The 19,886-nt window shown below is 65.7% G+C and carries 18 protein-coding genes; 11 read left to right on the top strand and 7 right to left on the bottom strand.

Annotated elements, in window-relative coordinates; all coding sequences use genetic code 11:
* Positions 1–348 precede the first annotated feature (348 nt).
* On the bottom strand, positions 349–2,526 hold the full coding sequence (locus IB255_RS11420) for a malate synthase G (protein ID WP_081519664.1): 2,178 nt from the start codon (positions 2,524–2,526) through the stop codon (positions 349–351).
* A gap of 294 nt (positions 2,527–2,820) precedes the next feature.
* Here IB255_RS11420 and IB255_RS11415 point away from each other — a divergent pair, with 294 nt between their 5' ends.
* Both IB255_RS11415 and IB255_RS11410 read left to right on the top strand, forming a co-directional pair.
* Positions 2,821–3,270 (top strand): GNAT family N-acetyltransferase, encoded by a 450-nt coding sequence (locus IB255_RS11415; RefSeq protein ID WP_081519665.1) that lies wholly within the window; start codon positions 2,821–2,823, stop codon positions 3,268–3,270.
* A 19-nt stretch (positions 3,271–3,289) separates the two neighbouring features.
* Positions 3,290–3,808: a glycine cleavage system protein R gene (locus IB255_RS11410; protein ID WP_045212798.1), complete on the top strand. Its 519-nt coding sequence runs from the start codon at positions 3,290–3,292 to the stop codon at positions 3,806–3,808.
* Positions 3,809–4,455: 647 nt separating this feature from the next.
* Here IB255_RS11410 and rarD read toward each other — a convergent pair.
* From rarD to IB255_RS11380, 6 genes are all read right to left on the bottom strand, one after another.
* Positions 4,456–5,343, bottom strand: coding sequence for an EamA family transporter RarD (rarD, locus tag IB255_RS11405; RefSeq protein ID WP_081519666.1), 888 nt, complete (start codon positions 5,341–5,343; stop codon positions 4,456–4,458).
* A 252-nt stretch (positions 5,344–5,595) separates the two neighbouring features.
* Positions 5,596–6,570, bottom strand: coding sequence for a serine/threonine protein kinase (locus tag IB255_RS11400; RefSeq protein ID WP_081519667.1), 975 nt, complete (start codon positions 6,568–6,570; stop codon positions 5,596–5,598).
* A gap of 68 nt (positions 6,571–6,638) precedes the next feature.
* Complete coding sequence (locus IB255_RS11395; protein WP_081519668.1) at positions 6,639–7,019, bottom strand: substrate-binding domain-containing protein; 381 nt, start codon at positions 7,017–7,019, stop codon at positions 6,639–6,641.
* Positions 7,020–7,140: 121 nt separating this feature from the next.
* Positions 7,141–7,905: a TOBE domain-containing protein gene (locus tag IB255_RS11390; RefSeq protein WP_081519669.1), complete on the bottom strand. Its 765-nt coding sequence runs from the start codon at positions 7,903–7,905 to the stop codon at positions 7,141–7,143.
* Between the two features lie 93 nt (positions 7,906–7,998).
* Positions 7,999–8,721, bottom strand: a complete 723-nt coding sequence (locus IB255_RS11385; RefSeq protein ID WP_081519670.1) for a ComF family protein — start codon at positions 8,719–8,721, stop codon at positions 7,999–8,001.
* Between the two features lie 39 nt (positions 8,722–8,760).
* Positions 8,761–9,054 (bottom strand): hypothetical protein, encoded by a 294-nt coding sequence (locus tag IB255_RS11380; RefSeq protein WP_081519671.1) that lies wholly within the window; start codon positions 9,052–9,054, stop codon positions 8,761–8,763.
* Between the two features lie 241 nt (positions 9,055–9,295).
* On the opposite strand from IB255_RS11380, the gene bioB reads away from it, so the two are divergent.
* The 9 genes from bioB to IB255_RS11335 all read left to right on the top strand — a co-directional run bounded on the left by bioB (position 9,296) and on the right by IB255_RS11335 (position 19,689).
* Entirely contained in the window at positions 9,296–10,354 is a 1,059-nt protein-coding gene (bioB, locus tag IB255_RS11375) for a biotin synthase BioB (RefSeq protein ID WP_138213038.1), read from the top strand.
* Between the two features lie 138 nt (positions 10,355–10,492).
* Complete coding sequence (gene bioF / locus IB255_RS11370) at positions 10,493–11,698, top strand: 8-amino-7-oxononanoate synthase (RefSeq protein WP_192210391.1); 1,206 nt, start codon at positions 10,493–10,495, stop codon at positions 11,696–11,698.
* Positions 11,691–12,416 carry an alpha/beta fold hydrolase gene (locus IB255_RS11365; protein WP_081519674.1) on the top strand — a complete coding sequence of 242 codons (726 nt, stop codon included), beginning with the start codon at positions 11,691–11,693 and terminating at the stop codon, positions 12,414–12,416. Before bioF ends, IB255_RS11365 begins: the two co-directional genes overlap by 8 nt.
* Entirely contained in the window at positions 12,409–13,206 is a 798-nt protein-coding gene (gene bioC / locus IB255_RS11360) for a malonyl-ACP O-methyltransferase BioC (RefSeq protein WP_192210390.1), read from the top strand. The genes IB255_RS11365 and bioC overlap by 8 nt, the downstream gene beginning before the upstream one ends.
* Before the next feature lie 11 nt (positions 13,207–13,217).
* Positions 13,218–13,901, top strand: a complete 684-nt coding sequence (bioD, locus tag IB255_RS11355) for a dethiobiotin synthase (protein ID WP_192210389.1) — start codon at positions 13,218–13,220, stop codon at positions 13,899–13,901.
* 74 nt (positions 13,902–13,975) lie between these two features.
* Positions 13,976–14,206, top strand: coding sequence for a hypothetical protein (locus IB255_RS11350; protein WP_081519677.1), 231 nt, complete (start codon positions 13,976–13,978; stop codon positions 14,204–14,206).
* A gap of 309 nt (positions 14,207–14,515) precedes the next feature.
* Positions 14,516–16,321, top strand: a complete 1,806-nt coding sequence (locus tag IB255_RS11345) for a phenylacyl-CoA dehydrogenase (RefSeq protein ID WP_081519678.1) — start codon at positions 14,516–14,518, stop codon at positions 16,319–16,321.
* A gap of 171 nt (positions 16,322–16,492) precedes the next feature.
* Complete coding sequence (locus IB255_RS11340) at positions 16,493–17,773, top strand: sensor domain-containing diguanylate cyclase (protein ID WP_192210388.1); 1,281 nt, start codon at positions 16,493–16,495, stop codon at positions 17,771–17,773.
* A gap of 119 nt (positions 17,774–17,892) precedes the next feature.
* Positions 17,893–19,689 carry an acyl-CoA dehydrogenase C-terminal domain-containing protein gene (locus tag IB255_RS11335; protein WP_192210387.1) on the top strand — a complete coding sequence of 599 codons (1,797 nt, stop codon included), beginning with the start codon at positions 17,893–17,895 and terminating at the stop codon, positions 19,687–19,689.
* Positions 19,690–19,886 lie beyond the last annotated feature (197 nt).

The following is a 19,886-nucleotide window of genomic DNA, read 5'->3' as shown; positions in this document are numbered from 1 at the left end:
AATTCCATGCCAGTGCAACGCTCTGCCGCCTTCCAGACCCCGCTGCAGGCAGCTTCGAATCCCGCTTGAGCCCTTTATTGGTGCGGTCTTGGTGGCTGTCCAGATGGTCAGGAAATTAAATTCCCATAGCAATCATTGACTTGCGAGTCAGGTTGGTTGTGATTCTCGGATGTGCGGGGTGGGGATTTTGTACACAATAATTGTGCACATGCGTTACGTGTCCGATTCCCTGTGGTCGGAATGCCTCGCGGGGGCGTCCACCATTGGCTGGGCGTAGTGTCGATTCCCGATCAGCAGCCATAAAAAAACCGCCCCGGAGGGCGGTTTCTTCAACGCTTGGCGATGTTCTTACAGACCGTTCTTGGCCTTGAACTCGCGGCGGCGGCGGTGCAGGACCGGCTCGGTGTAGCCGTTGGGCTGCTTGGCACCTTCGAGGACCAGTTCCAGTGCAGCCTGGAACGCCACGTTGTCGTCGAAGTTCGGCGCCATCGCGCGGTACTGGGCGTCACCGGCGTTCTGGCGATCCACCACCGACGCCATGCGCTTGAGGCTTTCCAGCACCTGCTCCTGGGTGACCACGCCGTGGCGCAGCCAGTTGGCCAGCAGCTGGCTGGAGATACGCAGGGTGGCGCGGTCTTCCATCAGGCCGACGTCGTTGATGTCCGGCACCTTGGAGCAGCCGACGCCCTGGTCGATCCAGCGAACCACGTAGCCGAGGATGCCCTGGGCGTTGTTGTCCAGCTCGTTCTTGATCTCTTCCGCGCTCCAGTTGGTGTTGGCGCTAAGCGGAATGGTCAGGATGTCGTCCACCGAAGCCGGCGCGCGCTTGGCCAGTTCGGCCTGACGGGCGAACACGTCGACCTTGTGGTAGTGCAGCGCATGCAGGGTGGCGGCGGTCGGCGACGGAACCCAGGCGGTGTTGGCGCCGGCCAGCGGGTGAGCGATCTTCTGCTCGAGCATGGCGGCCATCAGGTCGGGCATGGCCCACATGCCCTTGCCGATCTGGGCCTTGCCCTGCAGGCCGGTGGCCAGGCCGACGTCGACGTTGTTGTTTTCGTAGGAACCGATCCACTTCTCGGTCTTCATGGCGCCCTTGCGCACCATGGCGCCGGCTTCCATGGAGGTGTGGATTTCGTCACCGGTGCGGTCGAGGAAGCCGGTGTTGATGAACACCACGCGCTCGGCGGCGGCCTTGATGCAGGCCTTCAGGTTGACGGTGGTGCGGCGCTCTTCGTCCATGATGCCGACTTTCAGCGTGTTGCGCGGCAGGCCCAGCAGGTCCTCGACGCGGCTGAAGATCTCGGCGGCGAAGGCGACTTCTTCCGGGCCGTGCATCTTCGGCTTCACGATGTACACGCTGCCGGTGCGGCTGTTCTTGCGGGTCGCGCTGCCGTTCAGGTTGTGAATGGCGATCAGGCTGGTGAACAGGCCGTCCTGGATACCTTCGGGCACTTCGTTGCCCTGGGCGTCGAGGATCGCCGGGTTGGTCATCAGGTGGCCAACGTTACGCACGAACAGCAGGGAGCGGCCATGCAGGCTCAGCTCGGAACCGTCGGCCCTGGTGTAGACGCGGTCGGGGTTCATGGTACGGGTGAAGGTGCTGCCGCCCTTGGAAACCTGCTCGGCGAGGTCGCCTTTCATCAGGCCCAGCCAGTTGCGGTAGACCACGACCTTGTCGTCGGCGTCGACGGCGGCCACGGAGTCTTCGCAGTCCATGATGGTGGTCAGCGCGGACTCCATCAGGACGTCTTTCACGCCAGCGGCATCGGTCTGGCCGATCGGGCTGGTCGGGTCGATCTGGATTTCGAAGTGCAGGCCGTTGTGCTTGAGCAGCACGGCCTTCGGCTTGGCGGCTTCGCCCTGGAAGGCGAGGAACTGGGCGGCGTTCTTCAGGCCGGTCTCGCTGCCGTTCTTCAGGGTCACGGCCAGTGCGCCGTTCTTCACGACGTAGGCGGTGGCGTCGACGTGGGAGCCGGATTCCAGTGCGGCGGCTTCGTCGAGGAAGGCGCGGGCGAAGGCGATCACCTTGTCACCGCGGACCTTGTTGTAGCCCTTGCCCTTCTCGGCGCCGTTCTCTTCGCTGATCGCGTCGGTGCCGTACAGTGCGTCGTACAGCGAGCCCCAGCGGGCGTTGGCGGCGTTCAGGGCGAAGCGCGCGTTCATCACCGGCACTACCAGCTGCGGGCCGGCCATGCGGGCGATTTCGTCGTCGACGTTCTGCGGGCTGGCCTGGAAGTCGGCCGGCTCGGGCAGCAGGTAACCGATTTCCTGCAGGAAGGCCTTGTAGGCGACCGCATCATGCGGCTTGCCGGCGCGGGCCTGGTGCCAGCCATCGACTTTCGCCTGGATGTCATCGCGCTTGGCGAGCAGGGCCTTGTTCTTGGGGGCCAGGTCGTTGATTACGGTTTCTACGCCCGCCCAGAACTTGCCGGACTCGATGCCGGTGCCGGGAATGGCTTCGTTGTTCACGAAGTCGAAAAGGACTTTGGCGACCTGCAGGCCACCGACTTGAACGCGTTCAGTCATTGCTTGCCTCACTCTGCTCAGGACCAGCTCTGGACACAGGCAAAACGCCTTGTAGTCCGAGCCGCGGAATACTACATGATGCCGTGGGAAAAATCAGTGGGCTAGCGTCGCGGTTAGACCAAAGTACGCATATCAGTCACGTAGCAGGTCTTATGTTCGCAAATATCATCTGGATTGTTCCAGATAAATCTTAAAACTGTACACGTATTACCCGGATGGGTACCTGTGGCAGCCCGTCGCAGCCGGCTAACCTCGCCGTGCCTATACTGCTTCTTCCCTCCTGGAGAATCCCGCATGTCCGTGACGCTTGCCACCCCCACCGATCTGGATGACCTGGTTCCGCTGTTTTCCGGCTACCTCGATTTCTACGAGGTGCCCGCGCCCCACGCGAGGATTCGCGAGTTTCTCGGGGCGCGCATCGGCAGCGGGCAGTCCACGGTATTCATCGCGCGCAGCATCGATGGGTTGGCGGTAGGCTTCGTGCAGCTGTACCCGTTCTTCGCTTCCCTGGCGCTGCAGGCGTCGTGGTTGATCAGTGACCTCTACGTGCTGCCCGCTGCGCGCCGCGATGGCTATGGCGAGGCGCTGATGAACGCCGCCCGCGCCCACGGCGAAGCCACCGGCGCCTGCGGCCTGATGCTGGAGACTGCGAAGACCAACCACGCTGGCCAGTCGCTGTACGAGCGCCTGGGCTACAAGCGGGACGACAAGTTCTACACCTATTGGCTGGACCTCACGGCCTAGCCCTTCGCGGAGACTGCTCATGGACCACCTCGTATTGACCGTCATCGCCCAGGACCAGCCCGGTCTGGTGGAGCGCGTGGCCAAATGCATCGCCGCCCACGGCGGCAACTGGCTGGAGAGCCGCATGTCGCGCATGGCCGGGCAGTTCGCCGGGATCCTTCGCGTAGCAGTGCCCGCCGAGGGCTATGACGAGCTGGTGGAAGGTCTGCAGGAGCTGAGCGAGCACGGCATCCGCGTGCTGCTGGCGGAGAGCGGCATCGAGCCGGCCTGCAACTGGAAGCCGATCCATCTCGACCTGGTGGGCAACGACCGCCCCGGCATCGTCCGCGATATCACCCAGCTGCTGGCCGAGCATGGCGTGAACCTGGAGAGCCTGACCACCGAGGTGCTCCCCGCGCCCATGAGCAGCGAGCCGCTGTTCCATGCCGAGGCGCTGCTGGCCGTGCCGCTGACCCTGCCGTTGGAAACCCTGCAGCAGAAGCTGGAAGAGCTGGCCGATGACCTGATGGTGGAGCTGAATTTCCACAGCGGGGAATGACGGCCTCACTCTGAGTACGATTCTTGTGGAAAAACCTGTGGGCTCTCTGTTGATGGATCGACAGAGGGCCCATTTTACATGGGCTTCACGCCAATCCGTTTATCCACTTCCTGCTTCGCGGCTGTGCACAGATTGCGGGGATCGCGCCGTGGGCATTTTGTTGATAAGTCTCTGCATCCCGCTATTACCGTGGCCTTGGGCGATGTGGTCAGTTTTCGTACAGATGGCGCGCGGCGAATAGGGCGCTGCGGGCCAGGCAACCGCTGTGCACAAATACACTGGAAGAATCTGTGGAGAAGCCGTTCATGAAACGCTGCAGGGCACGTTGGCTCTGGGTTTCATAGGGTTGTCCACTTTCTGAGCGGGCGGCTCTGCTCCATCCACACGAAGCGGGGATCAGCCTGTGGAAAAGCCGGGGGAATATTCATGCAGGCCAGAGCTTGCGGGGCTTCTGAGGTGTTGATCAATTCTTGATCAGGGGCCGGCTCGCGCCTGGAGAAAGGGGCGGTGTGAAACGCTTGGCAGGACGGCCTGTGGAAGATCTGGCCGTTATCCCCGCAATCGCGGGATAGAGCTGTGGACAATCTGCGGGTGACTGCCTGCAAGTCACGGCTGGCGTGGCTTCCAGGCAGTGGATCAATTAATGATCAGTCTCCGCGGGCGAGGCGGTACCAGATGTCCACGCTGTAGACGACCAGGCCTGCCCAGATGCAGCAGAGGGAAATCAGCCGTGTGGTGTCCAGATGTTCGCCGAACAGCAGGATCGCCTGCAGCAGCACCAGGGTCGGCGCCAGGTACTGCAGGAAGCCGAGGGTTGCATAAGGAAGGTGGCGTGCGGCGGCGTTGAAGCACACCAGCGGCACCAGGGTGATCGGGCCGGCGGCGGCGAGCCAGATGGCGTCCTTGGTGGTCCAGAAGTCCGCATGCACGCTCGGGCCATCGGCGAACAGCACGAGGTAGCCGATCGCCAGCGGCAGCAGGATCCAGGTTTCCACCACCAGCCCCGGCAGCGCGGCGACCGGCGCCTGCTTGCGGATCAGCCCGTAGAAGCCGAAGGTCAGCGCCAGCGCCAGGGATACCCAGGGCAGGCTGCCCAGTTGCCACAGCTGCTGCGCCACGCCCAGCGCGGCGAGGCCGACCGCGACCCACTGCAGCGGGCGCAGGCGTTCGCGCAGGATCACCAGGCCGAGCAATACGTTGATCAGCGGGTTGATGTAGTAGCCCAGGCTGGCCTCGATCATGTGGCCGTTGTTCACCGCCCAGACGTAGACCAGCCAGTTGCTGGCGATCAGCAGGCCGCTGGCAGTGAGCACCGCGATGCGCTTGGGGTTCTCGCGCAGCTCGCGCCACCAGCCGGGGTGTTTCCACACCAGCAGGAGCAGGGCGCCGAACACCGCCGACCAGATGGCCCGGTGGGTGATGATTTCCAGGGCGGGGATGCGTTCGAGCAGCTTGAAGTAGATCGGGAAGAGTCCCCAGATGACGTAGGCAGTCAAGCCCAGGGCGTAGCCCCGGCGGGGGTTGGCGGTGGCCATGGAACATCCTTGGTTAGGCAGCTAATGAGTGGCTGCACAATTCTAGGGCGCTCGTGCTGGCTTGTCTGTGCCGCTTCGCTGGATGTCTCGGTGGCGCTGGCGAATGTGCGTAACGATGCCGTTACGGGTTGTGGATAACACCACGCCAGCGAAGTCGACCTGTAGGAGCGGGCCATGCCCGCGATCGCGCCCATGGGGCATTCCTGCAGGGAGTCAGTCGGATATCCACGATTGGGTGACGAAATGCGGAAATCAGAACAGCCGCAACGGTTCCTCATCCAGCGCTGCCAGCTGCTCGCGCAGCACCAGCACCTGTTCGCCCCAGTAACGCTCGGTGCCGAACCAGGGGAAGCTCGGCGGGAATGCCGGGTCGTCCCAGCGGCGCGCCAGCCAGGCGCTGTAGTGCATCAGGCGCAGGGCGCGCAGGCCCTCGATCAGCGGCAGCTCGCGCGGGTCGAAGTCGTGGAATTCCTGGTAGCCGTCGACCAGTTCCGAGAGCTGCCCGAGGCGCTCCTGGCGCTCGCCGGCGAGCATCATCCACAGGTCCTGCACGGCCGGACCCATGCGGCAGTCGTCGAGGTCGACGACGTGGAAGGTCTCGTCGCGGCACAGCAGGTTGCCGGGGTGGCAATCGCCGTGCATGCGGATGGGCGAGTACTTCGTCCGGGCGTAGAGGTCGTCGATCTTCTTCAGCAGGTCGCGGGCCACGGACTCGTAGGCCGGCAGCAGGCTCCTGGGAATGAAGTTGCCGTCCAGCAGGGTGGCGAGGGACTGGTGGCCGAAGTTCTGTGGCGTCAGCGCCTCGCGGTGCTCGAACGGGCGATTGGCGCCCACGGCGTGCAGGCGGCCGAGCAGTTGGCCGAGGCGATACAACTGGTCGAGGTTGCCCGGCTCCGGCGCGCGGCCGCCACGACGGGGGAACAGGGTGAAGCGAAAGCCGGCGTGTTCGAAGAGGGTCTTGCCCTCGTGCACCAGCGGCGCCACCACCGGGACTTCACATTCGGCCAGTTCGGCGGAGAAGGCGTGCTCCTCGAGGATCGCCTCGGTGGTCCAGCGGCCGGGGCGGTAGAACTTGGCGATCAGCGGCTCGCTGTCCTCGATGCCCACCTGGTAGACGCGGTTCTCGTAGCTGTTGAGCGCGAGTACGCGGGCGTCGCTGAGGAAACCGATGCTTTCCACCGCATCCAGCACCAGGTCGGGGGTGAGGTCGGAAAAGGGATGGGACATGGCGACGTTCCGGCAATGGTAAAGCTGCCTAGTTTACCCAGTCCGCCCTGTTTGGGTGCGCAGTCGCCTCAGTGGTCGGCGCAGTGTTTTTTCAGGTACTCGACGAAGTCCGTGGCGAGCGCCCGGCGCTCGCCCTTCACCAGGGTCAGCTTCTGCATCGTGCGGGCTTTGCACTCGAGCCTTTGCGAGGGCTTGTCGGTATTGTGCAGCGGCGTCAGCAGCAGGTCGTAGGGTGTGCCCTGGCGGACCTGTTCGGCGAGTTCGCCTTCGCCGCCGCCGATCAGCAGGACCTTGTTGTGGGTGGCGAGCTGGTACTGGTCAACCAGTGGTTCCAGCGTCGGCATCAGTTCGGTGCTGGCGCCGACCCGCAGGACATCGGGGCCGGCCTGGCTGGCCAGGGGCAGGGAAAGCAGGAACGGCAGGGCAAGCAGGGCGAGCGAGCGGCGCATGGTGGGAGCTCCGATTGACCACGGCCCCGCCCGACCCCGGGCGGGACTCAGGCGGTTATTGGAGCGCGCCGCGCACTCGTCGGGCTTGATATGAGGCAGGGAAACCCATTTGCCGGGGCGACTACAGCGGCGTGCCGAGGATCACCTGCGCCGGGGAGAACTGCGCGCGCACCGCCAAACCGGCTTGCAGGCCGAGGATTTCGATGCGCTCCGGGTCGGTCAGGGCGCAGAGCATCTGGCCGCTGGGCAGCTGGATGCGCACTTCGCTGGGGCCGTCTTCGGCTTCGCGGATGTCATCGACGTGGCCTTCCAGCGCGTTCAGGCCCTCCGGGCAGGGGATGTGCGGCAGGTCGACGTAGAGCCAGCCGGCCTTCATCAGCGCCACCACCGGCACGCCGTCGGCCAGTTCCAGCTTCTCGGTGCTTTCGCGGGTGACCCGCGCCTGGATGCGCGAGCCGCCAGGCAGTTCGATGCACACCAGGTCGTTGAGGCCGGACGGCTCCACCGAGCAGACGCGCCCGTGAAGCTGGTTGCGCGCGCTGGTGCGCATCATCAGGCGGCCGATCAGTTCCAGGTCGGCCTGGTGCTCGACGTGCTCGACAATGTGCTCGCGCAGGGCTTCCAGGCGCTGGTAGAGCGCCAGCAGGCGTTCGCCCTCGGCGGTCAGGCGCGCGCCTCCACCGCCCTTGCCGCCGACGCTGCGTTCCACCAGTGGCCGGTCGGAGAGGTTGTTCAGTTCATCGATGGCGTCCCAGGCGGTCTTGTAGCTCATCCCGGCGGCCTTGGCGGCGTGGGTGATCGAGCCGAGCTGGGCGATCTGCGCCAGCAGGGCGATGCGCTGCGGGCGGCGGGTAACGTGTTGGGTCAACAGGCTGAGGGTGGTCATGGTTTCGCGGGTACTTATTGGTATGCGACGAGGCTCCGTTGCTGGCGTGCAAAACGCAAGGGGCAGATGTCGGGAATGTGGCCGAACGGTCGTCTATTCCGGGGCCGGCGTGCGCGCCAGGCAGTAGACGTCGACCCGCCGCGCACCAGCACGACGCAACAGGCGGGCGATGCGCTCGGCGGTGGCGCCGGTGGTCAGCACGTCGTCCACCAGCGCCAGGTGCAGGCCTTCGACGCTCGCGCCAGCGGCCAGGGTGAAGGCGTTGCGCAGGTTCTTCTTGCGGGTGACGGCGTCCAGGCCTTGCTGGGCCGGGGTGTCCTGCGTGCGGCGGACGAGCTGGTTATCCACAGGCAGATGCAGCGGCGCGGCCAGCCAGTCGGCCAACAGTTGCGCCTGGTTGAAGCCCCGTTGCCGCTCGCGCCGGCGCGACAGTGGCACGGGGATCAGCCGGTCCGGGCGCGGCAGTCCTTCATCAAAGGCATGCAGCAGGTGGCGTTCGAGCAACTGGCCGAGCAGACGTCCGAGCGGGGCATTAGCCTGGTGCTTGAAGCGGGTGACCAGCGCATCGACGGGGAAGCCGTAGCGCAGCGGTGTCTCGACCCGGTGAAAAGACGGAGCGCGGCGCAAACACTGGCCGCAGGTCAGTCCGGAAGCTGGGAGGGGAAGGGCGCAGACCGCGCAGTGCCCGGCGAGCCACGGCAGGTCATCGTCGCAGCCGGCGCAGAGGGGCAGGGCGGCCTGTTCCGCCGCCCCGCCGCAAAGAAGACATTGCACGCGAGGGCGCCACCAGACGGGGCGCCATTGAGATATCCACATTCAGCCCCTCCATGGGCGGGGCGTTCAGGGGTTAGCGGCTCAGTGAATCAGCCAGCTCAATACCACCAGGCCCAGCACCGTCCAGATCAGCCCGCCGAAGATCGAGCGCCGCAGGAAGGCGCGGATGCCACTGTAGAGCAGCAGCAGGCCGATGAAGAGCAGGACGAAGCTGAAGATCGAGACGTCGATTCCCACAGCCCGCGCCAGGCCGTGGAAGAAGTCGTCCATGGCGCGCCACAGGCCGCCGAGCACGCCCGATAGCAGATCGACGATGAAGCGGATGGCCTTGCCGACCATCTGGCCAAGGCCGTCGAAGAATCCTTCTGTTCCCATCTGGGGTCTGACTCCTGAGTGTTCTGCCTGATTGGAGCGGCAATGGAGCGGATCGGTTCAGCCGCAGCCGCAACGAGATCGCCGTGACTGATCAATAAATGGTCACTTGTCGACCTGTGTCGCGAGAGTGGTTGACAGCGTCACAGCTCCACATATGATGCCTTGAGCCTGATTTCCCCGGTGGCGCGCCGCCGGGGCACCCTAGACAAGAGGCGCCCCCAAGCGTCGAAGGACTTTGCCGATGAGTGCCACCGCAGCCCAAGTAACCCGCCACGACTGGACCCTTGCCGAAGTCCGCGCCCTGTTCGAACAGCCCTTCAATGACCTGCTGTTCCAGGCGCAGACCATGCACCGCGCGCATTTCGACCCGAACCGCGTACAGGTGTCCACCCTGCTGTCGATCAAGACCGGCGCCTGCCCGGAAGACTGCAAATATTGCCCGCAGTCCGGCCACTACAACACTGGCCTGGACAAGGAAAAGCTGATGGAAGTGCAGAAGGTGCTGCAGGCCGCTGCCGAAGCCAAGGCCATCGGCTCCACGCGCTTCTGCATGGGCGCTGCCTGGAAGCATCCGTCGGCCAAGGACATGCCCTACGTGCTGGAAATGGTCAAGGGCGTGAAGAAGCTTGGCCTGGAAACCTGCATGACCCTGGGCAAGCTGACCCAGGAGCAGACCCAGTCGCTGGCTGAAGCGGGCCTGGACTACTACAACCACAACCTCGATACCTCGCCGGAGTTCTACGGCAACATCATCACCACCCGCACCTACAGCGAGCGCCTGCAGACCCTGGCGTACGTGCGCGAGGCGGGGATGAAGATCTGCTCCGGCGGCATCCTCGGCATGGGCGAGTCGGTGGACGACCGCGCCGGCCTGCTGATCCAGCTGGCCAACCTGCCCGAGCATCCGGAGTCGGTGCCGATCAACATGCTGGTGAAAGTGAAGGGCACCCCGCTGGCCGAAGAGAAGGATGTCGATCCGTTCGACTTCATCCGCACCCTGGCGGTCGCCCGCCTCATGATGCCGAAATCCCACGTGCGCCTGTCCGCCGGTCGCGAGCAGATGAACGAGCAGATGCAGGCCCTGGCCTTCATGGCCGGCGCCAACTCGATTTTCTACGGCGAGAAGCTGCTGACCACCACCAACCCGCAGGCCGAGAAGGACATGCAGCTGTTCGCGCGTCTGGGCATCAAGCCCGAAGAGCGCGAGGAGCACGCCGACGAGGTGCACCAGGCCGCCATCGAACAGGCGCTGGTGGAACAACGCGACTCCCAGCTGTTCTATAACGCGGCTTCGGCCTGATAGAGCCGCTTTTCTTCATGTAGGAGCGAGCTTGCTCGCGAACGGTCTTCCCGAGTACTTCGGTGCCGGGCGGTTTGCGAGCAAGCTCGCTCCTACAGGTCCTCGCCTCGCAGGACCACCGCCGACACGGGGTTGCGCATGCCTTTCGATCTCGCCGCCCGCCTGGCCCAGCGCCAGGCGGAGGACCTCTACCGCCGCCGTCCGCTGCTGGAATCACCGCAGGGGCCGGAAGTGGTCATCGACGGCCAGCCGATGCTGGCCTTCTGTTCCAACGATTACCTGGGCCTGGCCAATCACCCCGAGGTGATTGCCGCCCTGCGTGCCGGCGCCGAGCTCTGGGGCGTCGGCGGCGGTGCCTCGCACCTGGTCAACGGCCACTGCGGCCCGCACCACGAGCTGGAGCTGGCGCTCGCCGAGTTCACCGGACGCCCGCGAGCGCTGCTGTTCTCCACCGGCTATATGGCCAACCTCGGCACCGTCACCGCCCTCGTCGGTAAAGGCGACAGCGTGCTGGAGGACCGCCTCAACCACGCCTCGCTGCTGGACGCCGGCCTGCTTTCCGGTGCGCGCTTCTCGCGCTACCTGCACAACGACGCCGCCAGCCTCGCCTCCCGCCTGGACAAGGCTGAAGGCAACACGCTGGTGGTCACCGACGGCGTGTTCAGCATGGACGGCGACCTGGCCAGCCTGCCCGTGCTCTGCGCCAGGGCCCGGGAGAAGGGCGCCTGGGTGATGGTCGACGACGCCCATGGTTTCGGCCCGCTGGGCGCGAACGGTGGCGGCATCGTCGAGCACTTCGGCCTGGGGATGGATGATGTGCCCGTGCTGGTCGGCACCCTCGGCAAGGCCTTCGGCACCGCTGGCGCCTTCGTTGCCGGCAGCGAGGAGCTGATCGAGACGCTGATCCAGTTCGCCCGCCCCTACATCTACACCACCAGCCAGCCGCCCGCGGTGGCCTGCGCCACGCTGAAAAGCCTGGAGCTGCTGCGCGCCGAGAGCTGGCGCCGCGATCACCTGAATGCGCTGATCGCGCGCTTCCGCGCCGGCGCCGAGGCCATCGGCCTGAGCCTGATGGACAGCCCGACGCCGATCCAGCCGATCCTCATCGGCAGCAGCGCCCAGGCCATGGCGTTGTCGGCGGAGCTGCGCCAGCGCGGCATCCTCGTCGGCGCGATCCGCCCGCCCACCGTGCCGGCCGGCACCGCGCGCCTGCGCGTGACCCTGTCCGCCTCGCACACCGAGACGCAGGTTGACCGCCTGTTGCTGGCGCTCGCTGAAAGCTGGCAGCGCGTGTCGTCTAGCCTTCTGGCAGAGATCGATGCCGAGGAGGGCGATGATGCGTGACCAACTGATCCTGCTGCCGGGCTGGGGCCTGGGGAGTGCGCCGCTGGAGCCGCTGCGCGATGCGCTGCTGGAGCAGGCACCGCATTTGAATGTGCAGATCGAGCCGCTGCCGGCGGATACCGATCCCAATGCCTGGCTCGACGAACTGGACGACAACGTCGCTCACGACGCCTGGATCGCCGGATGGTCGCTGGGCGGCATGCTGGGTGCCGAACTGGCGGCGCGTCGGGGCGAGTCCTGTCGGGGGCTGGTGACCATCGCCAGCAACCTCTGCTTCCGCCGCCGCGAGGACTGGCCGGACGCGATGGCCAATGACGTCTTCGAGGATTTCTTCGAGGCCTTCCTGCTGGAGCCGCACCTGGTGCGCAAGCGCTTCACCCTGCTGGTCAGCCAGGGCGCCCGCGACCCGCGCACCCTTGCACGCCAGCTGCAGGTGGCGCTGCCGCAATTGAACGCCGAAGGTCTGACCGCCGGCCTGCAACTGCTGGGGCAGCTCGATACCCGCGCCGCCCTCGGTCGCTATCCCGGCCCGCAACTGCACCTGTTCGCCGCCAACGATGCGCTGGTCCCGGCCAGTGCCGCCGATGCGCTGCTGGAGTGGTTGCCGGACGTTGAAGTCAGCCTGTTGCCCGGTGCCAGTCACGGCCTGCCGCTGGAGCAGCCCGACGAAGTGGCGAGCGCCATCCTGAAGTTCATCCACGAGGGTGACGATGCCTGATTGCAGTACCAGCGCGCTGCCCGACAAACGCCAGGTAGCCGCCTCCTTCTCCCGCGCCGCGTCCACCTACGACGCGGTGGCCGAACTGCAGCGCACCGTCGGCGGTCGTCTGCTGGAGCTGCTGCCGGCGCACGTCGCGCCGCAGCGCTGGATCGACCTGGGCAGCGGCACCGGTTATTTCACCCGCGCCCTGGCGGCGCGTTATCCACAGGCGCAGGGCCTGTCCGTCGATATCGCCGAAGGCATGCTGCGCCACGCCCGCGAGCAGGGCGGTGCGCAGCACTTCATCGGCGGCGATGCCGAACGGCTGCCGTTGCGCGATGGCGCCACTGACCTGCTGTTCTCCAGCCTGGCGATCCAGTGGTGCGGGGACTTGCCGGCGGTGCTGGACGAGGCGCGCCGCGTGCTGCGTCCTGGTGGCGTCGCGGCGTTCAGCAGCCTGTGCATCGGCACGCTGGGCGAGCTGCGGCAGAGCTGGGAAGCGGTGGACGGCTTCGTCCACGTGAATCGCTTCCGCGCCTTCGAGCAGTATCAGCAGCACTGCGCAGGCAGCGGCCTGGAAGTGCTGGAGCTGTGCACCGAGGACCGTGTCCTGCACTTCCCCGACCTGCGCAGCCTGACCCACGAACTCAAGGCGCTCGGCGCGCACAACCTCAATCCCGGCCGGCCCGACGGTCTCACCGGGCGCGAGCGGGTGCGTGCGCTGATCGCCGCCTACGAGCGCTTCCGCCAGCCCGAAGGGCTGCCGGCGACCTACCGGGTGGTCTACGCCGTCCTGCGCAAGCACTGACCGAGGAAACCATGTCCCACGCCTACTTCGTCACCGGCACCGACACCGAAATCGGCAAGACCACCATCGCCTCCGGCCTGCTGCATGCGGCGCGGCTGGCCGGGTTGTCCACAGCGGCTGCCAAGCCGGTGGCTTCCGGTTGCGAGCGCAGCCCCGAGGGCCTGCGCAATTCCGATGCGCTGGCGCTGCTGGGTGAATGCAGCGTGCCGCTGGCCTACGAACAGGTGAACCCCTTCGCCTTTGAGCCGGCCATTGCGCCGCACCTCGCTGCCCGCGAAATGGGCGTGAAGCTGACAGTGGAAGCGCTCAAGGGGCCGGTTCGTTCGGTGCTGGAGCTGGGCGCCGATTTCACCCTGGTGGAAGGCGCCGGGGGCTGGCGCGTGCCGCTGGCGGGGGAGGAGAACCTTTCCGGCCTGGCCATCGCCCTGGAGTTGCCGGTGATCCTCGTCGTCGGCGTGCGCCTGGGTTGCATCAACCATGCGGTGCTCAGCGCCGAGGCGATCCAGCGCGACGGCCTGCTGCTGGCCGGCTGGGTGGCGAACATCGTCGACCCGCAGACCTCCCGTCTGGAAGAAAACCTCGCGACCCTCGCCGAACGCCTGCCCGCACCCTGCATCGGACGCGTGCCGCGCCTGGCCCACGCGACCTCGGCGGCAGTGGCCGCGCACCTGGACCTGGGCATCCTGGATTTGTAACCGGGCCTTGGCCTGGCGGACTCCGTCTGCTTGAATAGTGGCCACTTGCTGCTTTTTGCTGTGGAGGCGTGTCGATGGAAATCTCCGGTAATGCTTTCTCTGCGGGCCTGTACGGCGTGCAGAACGGCCAGCGCCGCGTCGACCGCGCCAGCACCGACATCGCTACCGCGGGCAGCGCGCCCAGCGAAGTGCTCAACGACCGTCTGGTGGACCTGCGCCGCGGCGAGCACGAGGTAAAGGCCAACGCCAAGGTCATCCAGGCTGCCGACGAAACGCTCGGCACCCTCATCGATATCCGCGCCTGACGCGACGCTTTCCCCACCCTGAATTCTTCCGCGCGGCCGGCTGTCCTTGTGACACGCCGGCCGCTCTGCCATGGGCTTTAATTAGCCTCAGGGCCTCGCTGCCAATACACCCCGCGGACAGCCCTGCGAGCGTGACCAGGCGGTCGGTTTGCACGCTTGACAAGGGTATGGCGTAAACGTATGTTTCAAACGCCTGTTTGACTGTCCGGATGCGCACGCGCACCGACTGGGCGGCCGGGAATGCTCCCGCACTGCGACCGCAGCAACCGGTCGCCCATTAACCAGAACCCTTCGTAGAGGTTTACCGCTATGCCTGATTACAAGGCCCCCTTGCGTGATATCCGTTTCGTTCGCGACGAGCTGCTGGGCTACGAAGCGCACTACCAGAACCTGCCGGGCGCCGAAGACGCCACCCCGGACATGGTCAATGCCATCCTCGAAGAGGGTGCGAAGTTCTGCGAACAGGTAATCGCTCCGCTGAACCGCACTGGCGACCTGGAAGGCTGCAAATGGAGCCCGGAAGGCGTCAAGACGCCGACCGGCTTCAAAGAGGCCTACCAGCAGTTCGTCGAAGGCGGCTGGCCGAGCCTGGCCCATGACGTCGAGCACGGCGGTCAGGGTCTGCCCGAATCCCTGGGTCTGGCCATCAGCGAAATGGTCGGCCAGGCCAACTGGTCCTGGGGCATGTACCCGGGCCTGTCCCACGGCGCCATGAACACCCTGCACGCCCACGGTACTCCGGAGCAGCAGCACGCCTACCTGACCAAGCTGGTTTCCGGCGAGTGGACCGGCACCATGTGCCTGACCGAGCCGCATTGCGGCACCGACCTGGGCATGCTGCGCACCAAGGCCGAGCCGCAGGCTGACGGCACCTACAAGATCACCGGCACCAAGATCTTCATTTCCGCTGGCGAACACGACATGGCCGACAACATCGTCCACATCGTGCTGGCCCGCCTGCCCGACGCCCCGCAGGGCACCAAGGGCATCTCGCTGTTCATCGTGCCGAAGTTCCTGCCCAACGCCGAAGGCAACGTGGGCGAGCGCAACGCCGTTTCCTGTGGCTCCATCGAACACAAGATGGGCATCCACGGCAACGCCACCTGCGTGATGAACTTCGACGCCGCCACCGGCTTCCTGATCGGCCCGCCGAACAAGGGCCTGAACTGCATGTTCACCTTCATGAACACCGCTCGCCTGGGTACCGCGCTGCAAGGCCTGGCCCACGCCGAAATCGGTTTCCAGGGTGGCATCGCCTACGCTCGCGAGCGTCTGCAGATGCGTTCGCTGACCGGCCCGAAAGCTCCGGAAAAAGCCGCTGACCCGATCATCGTGCACCCGGACGTACGCCGCATGCTGCTGACCGCCAAGGCTTTCGCCGAAGGCAACCGCGCCATGCTGTACTTCGCTGCCAAGCAGGTCGACATCGTCCAGCGCAGCCAGGACGAAGAAGAGAAGAAAGCCGCTGACGCGATGCTGGCCTTCCTCACCCCGATCGCCAAGGCGTTCATGACCGAAGTGGGCTTCGAAGCTGCCAACCACGGCGTGCAGATCTATGGCGGCCACGGCTTCATCGCCGAGCACGGCATGGAACAGAACGTCCGCGACAGCCGCATCTCCATGCTGTACGAAGGCACCACCGGCGTTCAGGCGCTGGACCTGCTGGGCCGCAAGATCCTCATGACCCAGGGCGAAGCGCTCAAGGGCTTCACCAAGATCGTGCACAAGTTCTGCCAGGCCAACGAAGCCAACGAAGCCGTTAAAGAGTTCGTTGCACCGCTGGCTGCGCTGAACAAGGAGTGGGGCGACCTGACCATGAAGGTCGGCATGGCTGCCATGAAGGACCGCGAGGAAGTCGGCGCTGCCTCGGTCGATTACCTGATGTTCTCCGGCTACGCCTGCCTGGCCTACTTCTGGGCCGACATGGCTCGCCTGGCTGCCGAGAAGCTGGCTGCCGGTACCAGCGAAGAGGCCTTCTACCAGGCCAAGCTGAAGACCGCGCGCTTCTACTTCCAGCGCATCCTGCCGCGCACCCGCGCGCACGTTGGCTCCATGCTGTCCGGCGCCAACAACCTGATGGACCTGGCCGAGGAAGATTTCGCCCTCGGTTACTGATCAGCGCCCTGGACGGACGGTTCGCCGTCCGTCTGCTGAACAGCAGGAAGCCCGCCGCAAGGCGGGCTTTTTCGTATCCGAATCCACACAAAACGCCGCAGAAAATGCCATCATTACGCCACTTGCCGATCGACTGACGGCAAGACCGGCACCCACTCTGCGGAACCCTTTGTGCGACCCACGGCCCCTTACCGGATCAGCCATTTCCTCACGCCCCTGTTGCTGATTCCGGCCGGCATCGCCGCCGGCTCCCTGGGCGAACTGTCTGACTTCTTCATCTCCCTGTTCAACGTCCTGCCGACCCTGCTGCTCCTGCTCGGCGGCGCGCTGTGCATGGTCTATGGCCGCCAGCGCCAGCTGTTCATGCTGACGGTGGTGTACATCGCCTATTTCCTGCTCGATACCCAGGTCGACTACTTCCAGGCGCACCGCGTGGTGATGCCGGAAGCGGCGCTGGTGTTCCACCTGTGTTGCGTGCTGCTGCCGCTGCTCTACGGCCTTTACGGCATCTGGCAGGAGCGCATGCACATGCTGCAGGACCTGCTCGCCCGCAGCGCCGCGCTGGTCGCCGTGGCCGGGGTGGCGACAGCACTGGCCAAGCGCTTCCCGCAGGGGCTGGCGGAGCTGCTCAGCGACACCTACTGGCCGGCTTTGCATGGCCACTGGATGAGCCTGGCGCAGCTGTCCTACTTCGGTTTCCTGATGGCCTTCGTCGCCCTGGTCTCCGCCTACGTGCGCCAGCCGCGGCCGTTGCACGCCGCGCAACTGCTGGGCCTGCTCGGGCTGCTGTGGATGCTGCCCAAGGTATTCATCCTGCCCCACGCGCTGACCGTGATGACCAGCCTGGTGATGCTCACCCTGGCCGGCGCGGTGGCCCACGAGGCGTACCAGATGGCCTTCCGCGACGAGCTCACCGGCCTGCCCGGACGCCGCGCGCTGAACGAGCGCTTCCAGCGCCTGGGCCAGCAGTACGTGCTGGCGATGATCGACGTGGACCATTTCAAGAAATTCAACGACAGCCACGGCCACGACGTCGGCGACCAGGTGCTGCGCATGGTCGCCAGCCAGTTGCGTCGTACCGGTGGCGGCGGCAAGGCGTACCGCTATGGCGGCGAGGAATTCACCGTGGTGTTCGCCGGCAAGACCGTGGAGCAGTGCCTGCCTTACCTCGATGGCGTGCGCCAGGCCATCGAGGGTTACGCCATGCACCTGCGCGACCGTGGCAACCGCCCCAAGGACGACCGCCAGGGCCGCGGCAAGCGCGCCGGCAAGGAGGCGCAGACGGTCTCGGTGACCATCAGCGTCGGCGTCGCCGAGCGCGACGGCGAGCGGCGCAGCCCCGAGGAAGTCATCAAGGGCGCCGATGAGGCGCTGTACTCGGCCAAGAGCGGCGGGCGCAACCGCGTGGCCGTGCACGGGCAGTCACGTCGCGGAGCGGTGCGCACAGCCTGAGCGGCCTGCGTTATGACCGCGCATTCAGCGCGTGCAGCGTGATTGTCCGCATCGTGGCGGGCCGTTAGGTTCGAGTTTTCCGCGCCACGCTGGCGCCCTGAACCGAACGGAGATTCGCGATGCCCGAGTACAAGGCCCCCCTGCGCGACGTGCGCTTCCTCACCGACGAAGTCTTCGACTTCACCGGCCGCTACGAAGCCCTCGGCGCCACCGACGCCACCCCGGACATGTTCGCCGCCATCCTCGAGGAAGGCGCGAAGTTCTGCGAGCAGGTCATCGCCCCGCTGAACCGCTCCGGCGACCAGGAAGGCTGCCACTTCGACAACGGTGTGGTGACCACGCCCAAGGGCTTCAAGGAAGCCTTCGCGCAGTACGTCGAGGCCGGCTGGAACGGCGTGTCCAGCGACCCGGAATTCGGTGGCCAGGGTCTGCCGCCGTCTCTCGGCCTGCTGGTCAGCGAGATGATCGGCGCGTCCAACTGCTCCTGGGGCATGTACCCCGGCCTGACCAAGGGCGCCATGGCCGCCATCCACGCCCACGGCACGCAGGAGCAGAAGGACACCTACCTGCCGCGCATGACCAGCGCGGTCTGGACCGGCACCATGTGCCTCACCGAGCCGCACTGCGGCACCGACCTGGGCATCATCAAGACCCGCGCCGTGCCCAATGCGGATGGCAGCTACGCGATCACCGGCACCAAGATCTTTATCTCCGCCGGCGAGCACGACCTCTCCGAGAACATCATCCACCTGGTCCTGGCCAAGCTGCCCGATGCGCCGGCCGGCACCAAGGGCATCTCGCTGTTCATCGTGCCGAAGTTCAACCTCGATGCGAACGGCGAAGCCGGCGAGCGCAACGCCGTGGCCTGCGGCTCCATCGAGCACAAGATGGGCATCAAGGCGTCCGCCACCTGCGTGATGAACTTCGACGGCGCGCGCGGCTTCCTCATCGGTGAGGCCAACAAGGGCCTGGCCTGCATGTTCACCATGATGAACCACGCACGCCTGGGCACCGGCATGCAGGGCCTCTGCCTTGGCGAGACCAGCTACCAGGGCGCCGTGCGCTACGCCCAGGACCGCCTGCAGATGCGTTCGCTGACCGGCCCGAAGGCGCCGGAGAAGCCCGCCGACCCGATCATCGTCCACCCGGACGTGCGCCGCATGCTGCTGACCATGAAGGCGTTCAACGAAGGCAACCGCGCGCTGGCCTACTTCACCGCGCAACTGCTGGACATCGAGCACCTGTCCCAGGACGCCGAGGAGCGCGAACGCGCCGCCAGCCTGCTGGCCTTCCTTACCCCGATCTGCAAGGCCTTCATGACCGAGAGCGGCCTGGAAGTCACCAACATCGGCATGCAGGTGTTCGGCGGCCACGGGTTCATCCGCGAGTGGGGCATGGAACAGCTGGTGCGCGACTGCCGCATTGCGCCGATCTACGAGGGCACCAACGGCATCCAGGCACTGGACCTGCTGGGCCGCAAGGTCCTCGGCAGCCAGGGCAAGTTGCTGATGGGCTTCACCAAGCTCGTCCATCAGCTCTGCCAGCAGCACGCCGAGCACCCGCAACTGAAGGCACAGGTTGCCCAGCTGTCGACGCTGAACAAGCAGTGGGGCGAGCTGACCCAGAAAGTCGGCATGGCCGCCATGAAGAACCCGGATGAAGTCGGCGCGGCCTCGGTCGACTACCTGATGTTCTCCGGCTACGTCACCCTCGGCTACTTCTGGCTGCGCATGGCGCTCGTCGCCCAGCAGAAGCTGGAAGAGGGCGCCAGCGAGGCGGCCTACTACCAGACCAAGCTGGCCACCGCCGAGTTCTACTTCAGCCGCCTGCTGCCGCGCGCGCAGGCTCACGTGGCAGCGGCGGAAGCCGGCTCCGAGGTGCTGATGCGCCTGTCGGCCGAGCAGTTCGCCCTGTAATCCGCGTGTCAGACAAGGAGGCCCGCTTCGCGCGGGCCTCCTCGTTTTTCGCTACATATTGTGACCAATATATAGTTGTGCGGTCACAACATGACGCTTAAAGTCTGAAAAGTTGTTGGAGTAAACTCCGGCGGCGTACCTTCGTGTACCTCCTATTCTGATACCGCTGGCTGCCAGATCAGCCGTCGTTTTCGTTC

Origin of the sequence: Pseudomonas sp. PDM22, from assembly GCF_014851965.1 — a bacterium.
In the GTDB taxonomy this organism is placed as follows: Bacteria; Pseudomonadota; Gammaproteobacteria; order Pseudomonadales; family Pseudomonadaceae; genus Pseudomonas.
The sequence above is the reverse complement of the archived record's forward strand: the minus strand, read 5'-3'. Positions and strand labels throughout refer to the sequence as shown.

Coding starts and splice junctions, on each gene's coding strand:
- IB255_RS11385 (WP_081519670.1), bottom strand. CDS start 8,721: ATGTGGATATCTCAATGGCGCCCCGTCTGGTGGCGCCCTCGCGTGCAA.
- IB255_RS11345 (WP_081519678.1), top strand. CDS start 14,516: ATGCCTGATTACAAGGCCCCCTTGCGTGATATCCGTTTCGTTCGCGAC.
- IB255_RS11390 (WP_081519669.1), bottom strand. CDS start 7,905: ATGACCACCCTCAGCCTGTTGACCCAACACGTTACCCGCCGCCCGCAG.
- bioC (WP_192210390.1), top strand. CDS start 12,409: ATGCCTGATTGCAGTACCAGCGCGCTGCCCGACAAACGCCAGGTAGCC.
- IB255_RS11415 (WP_081519665.1), top strand. CDS start 2,821: ATGTCCGTGACGCTTGCCACCCCCACCGATCTGGATGACCTGGTTCCG.
- bioB (WP_138213038.1), top strand. CDS start 9,296: ATGAGTGCCACCGCAGCCCAAGTAACCCGCCACGACTGGACCCTTGCC.
- IB255_RS11420 (WP_081519664.1), bottom strand. CDS start 2,526: ATGACTGAACGCGTTCAAGTCGGTGGCCTGCAGGTCGCCAAAGTCCTT.
- IB255_RS11335 (WP_192210387.1), top strand. CDS start 17,893: ATGCCCGAGTACAAGGCCCCCCTGCGCGACGTGCGCTTCCTCACCGAC.
- IB255_RS11395 (WP_081519668.1), bottom strand. CDS start 7,019: ATGCGCCGCTCGCTCGCCCTGCTTGCCCTGCCGTTCCTGCTTTCCCTG.
- IB255_RS11350 (WP_081519677.1), top strand. CDS start 13,976: ATGGAAATCTCCGGTAATGCTTTCTCTGCGGGCCTGTACGGCGTGCAG.
- bioD (WP_192210389.1), top strand. CDS start 13,218: ATGTCCCACGCCTACTTCGTCACCGGCACCGACACCGAAATCGGCAAG.
- IB255_RS11365 (WP_081519674.1), top strand. CDS start 11,691: ATGCGTGACCAACTGATCCTGCTGCCGGGCTGGGGCCTGGGGAGTGCG.
- bioF (WP_192210391.1), top strand. CDS start 10,493: ATGCCTTTCGATCTCGCCGCCCGCCTGGCCCAGCGCCAGGCGGAGGAC.
- IB255_RS11400 (WP_081519667.1), bottom strand. CDS start 6,570: ATGTCCCATCCCTTTTCCGACCTCACCCCCGACCTGGTGCTGGATGCG.
- IB255_RS11380 (WP_081519671.1), bottom strand. CDS start 9,054: ATGGGAACAGAAGGATTCTTCGACGGCCTTGGCCAGATGGTCGGCAAG.
- IB255_RS11410 (WP_045212798.1), top strand. CDS start 3,290: ATGGACCACCTCGTATTGACCGTCATCGCCCAGGACCAGCCCGGTCTG.
- rarD (WP_081519666.1), bottom strand. CDS start 5,343: ATGGCCACCGCCAACCCCCGCCGGGGCTACGCCCTGGGCTTGACTGCC.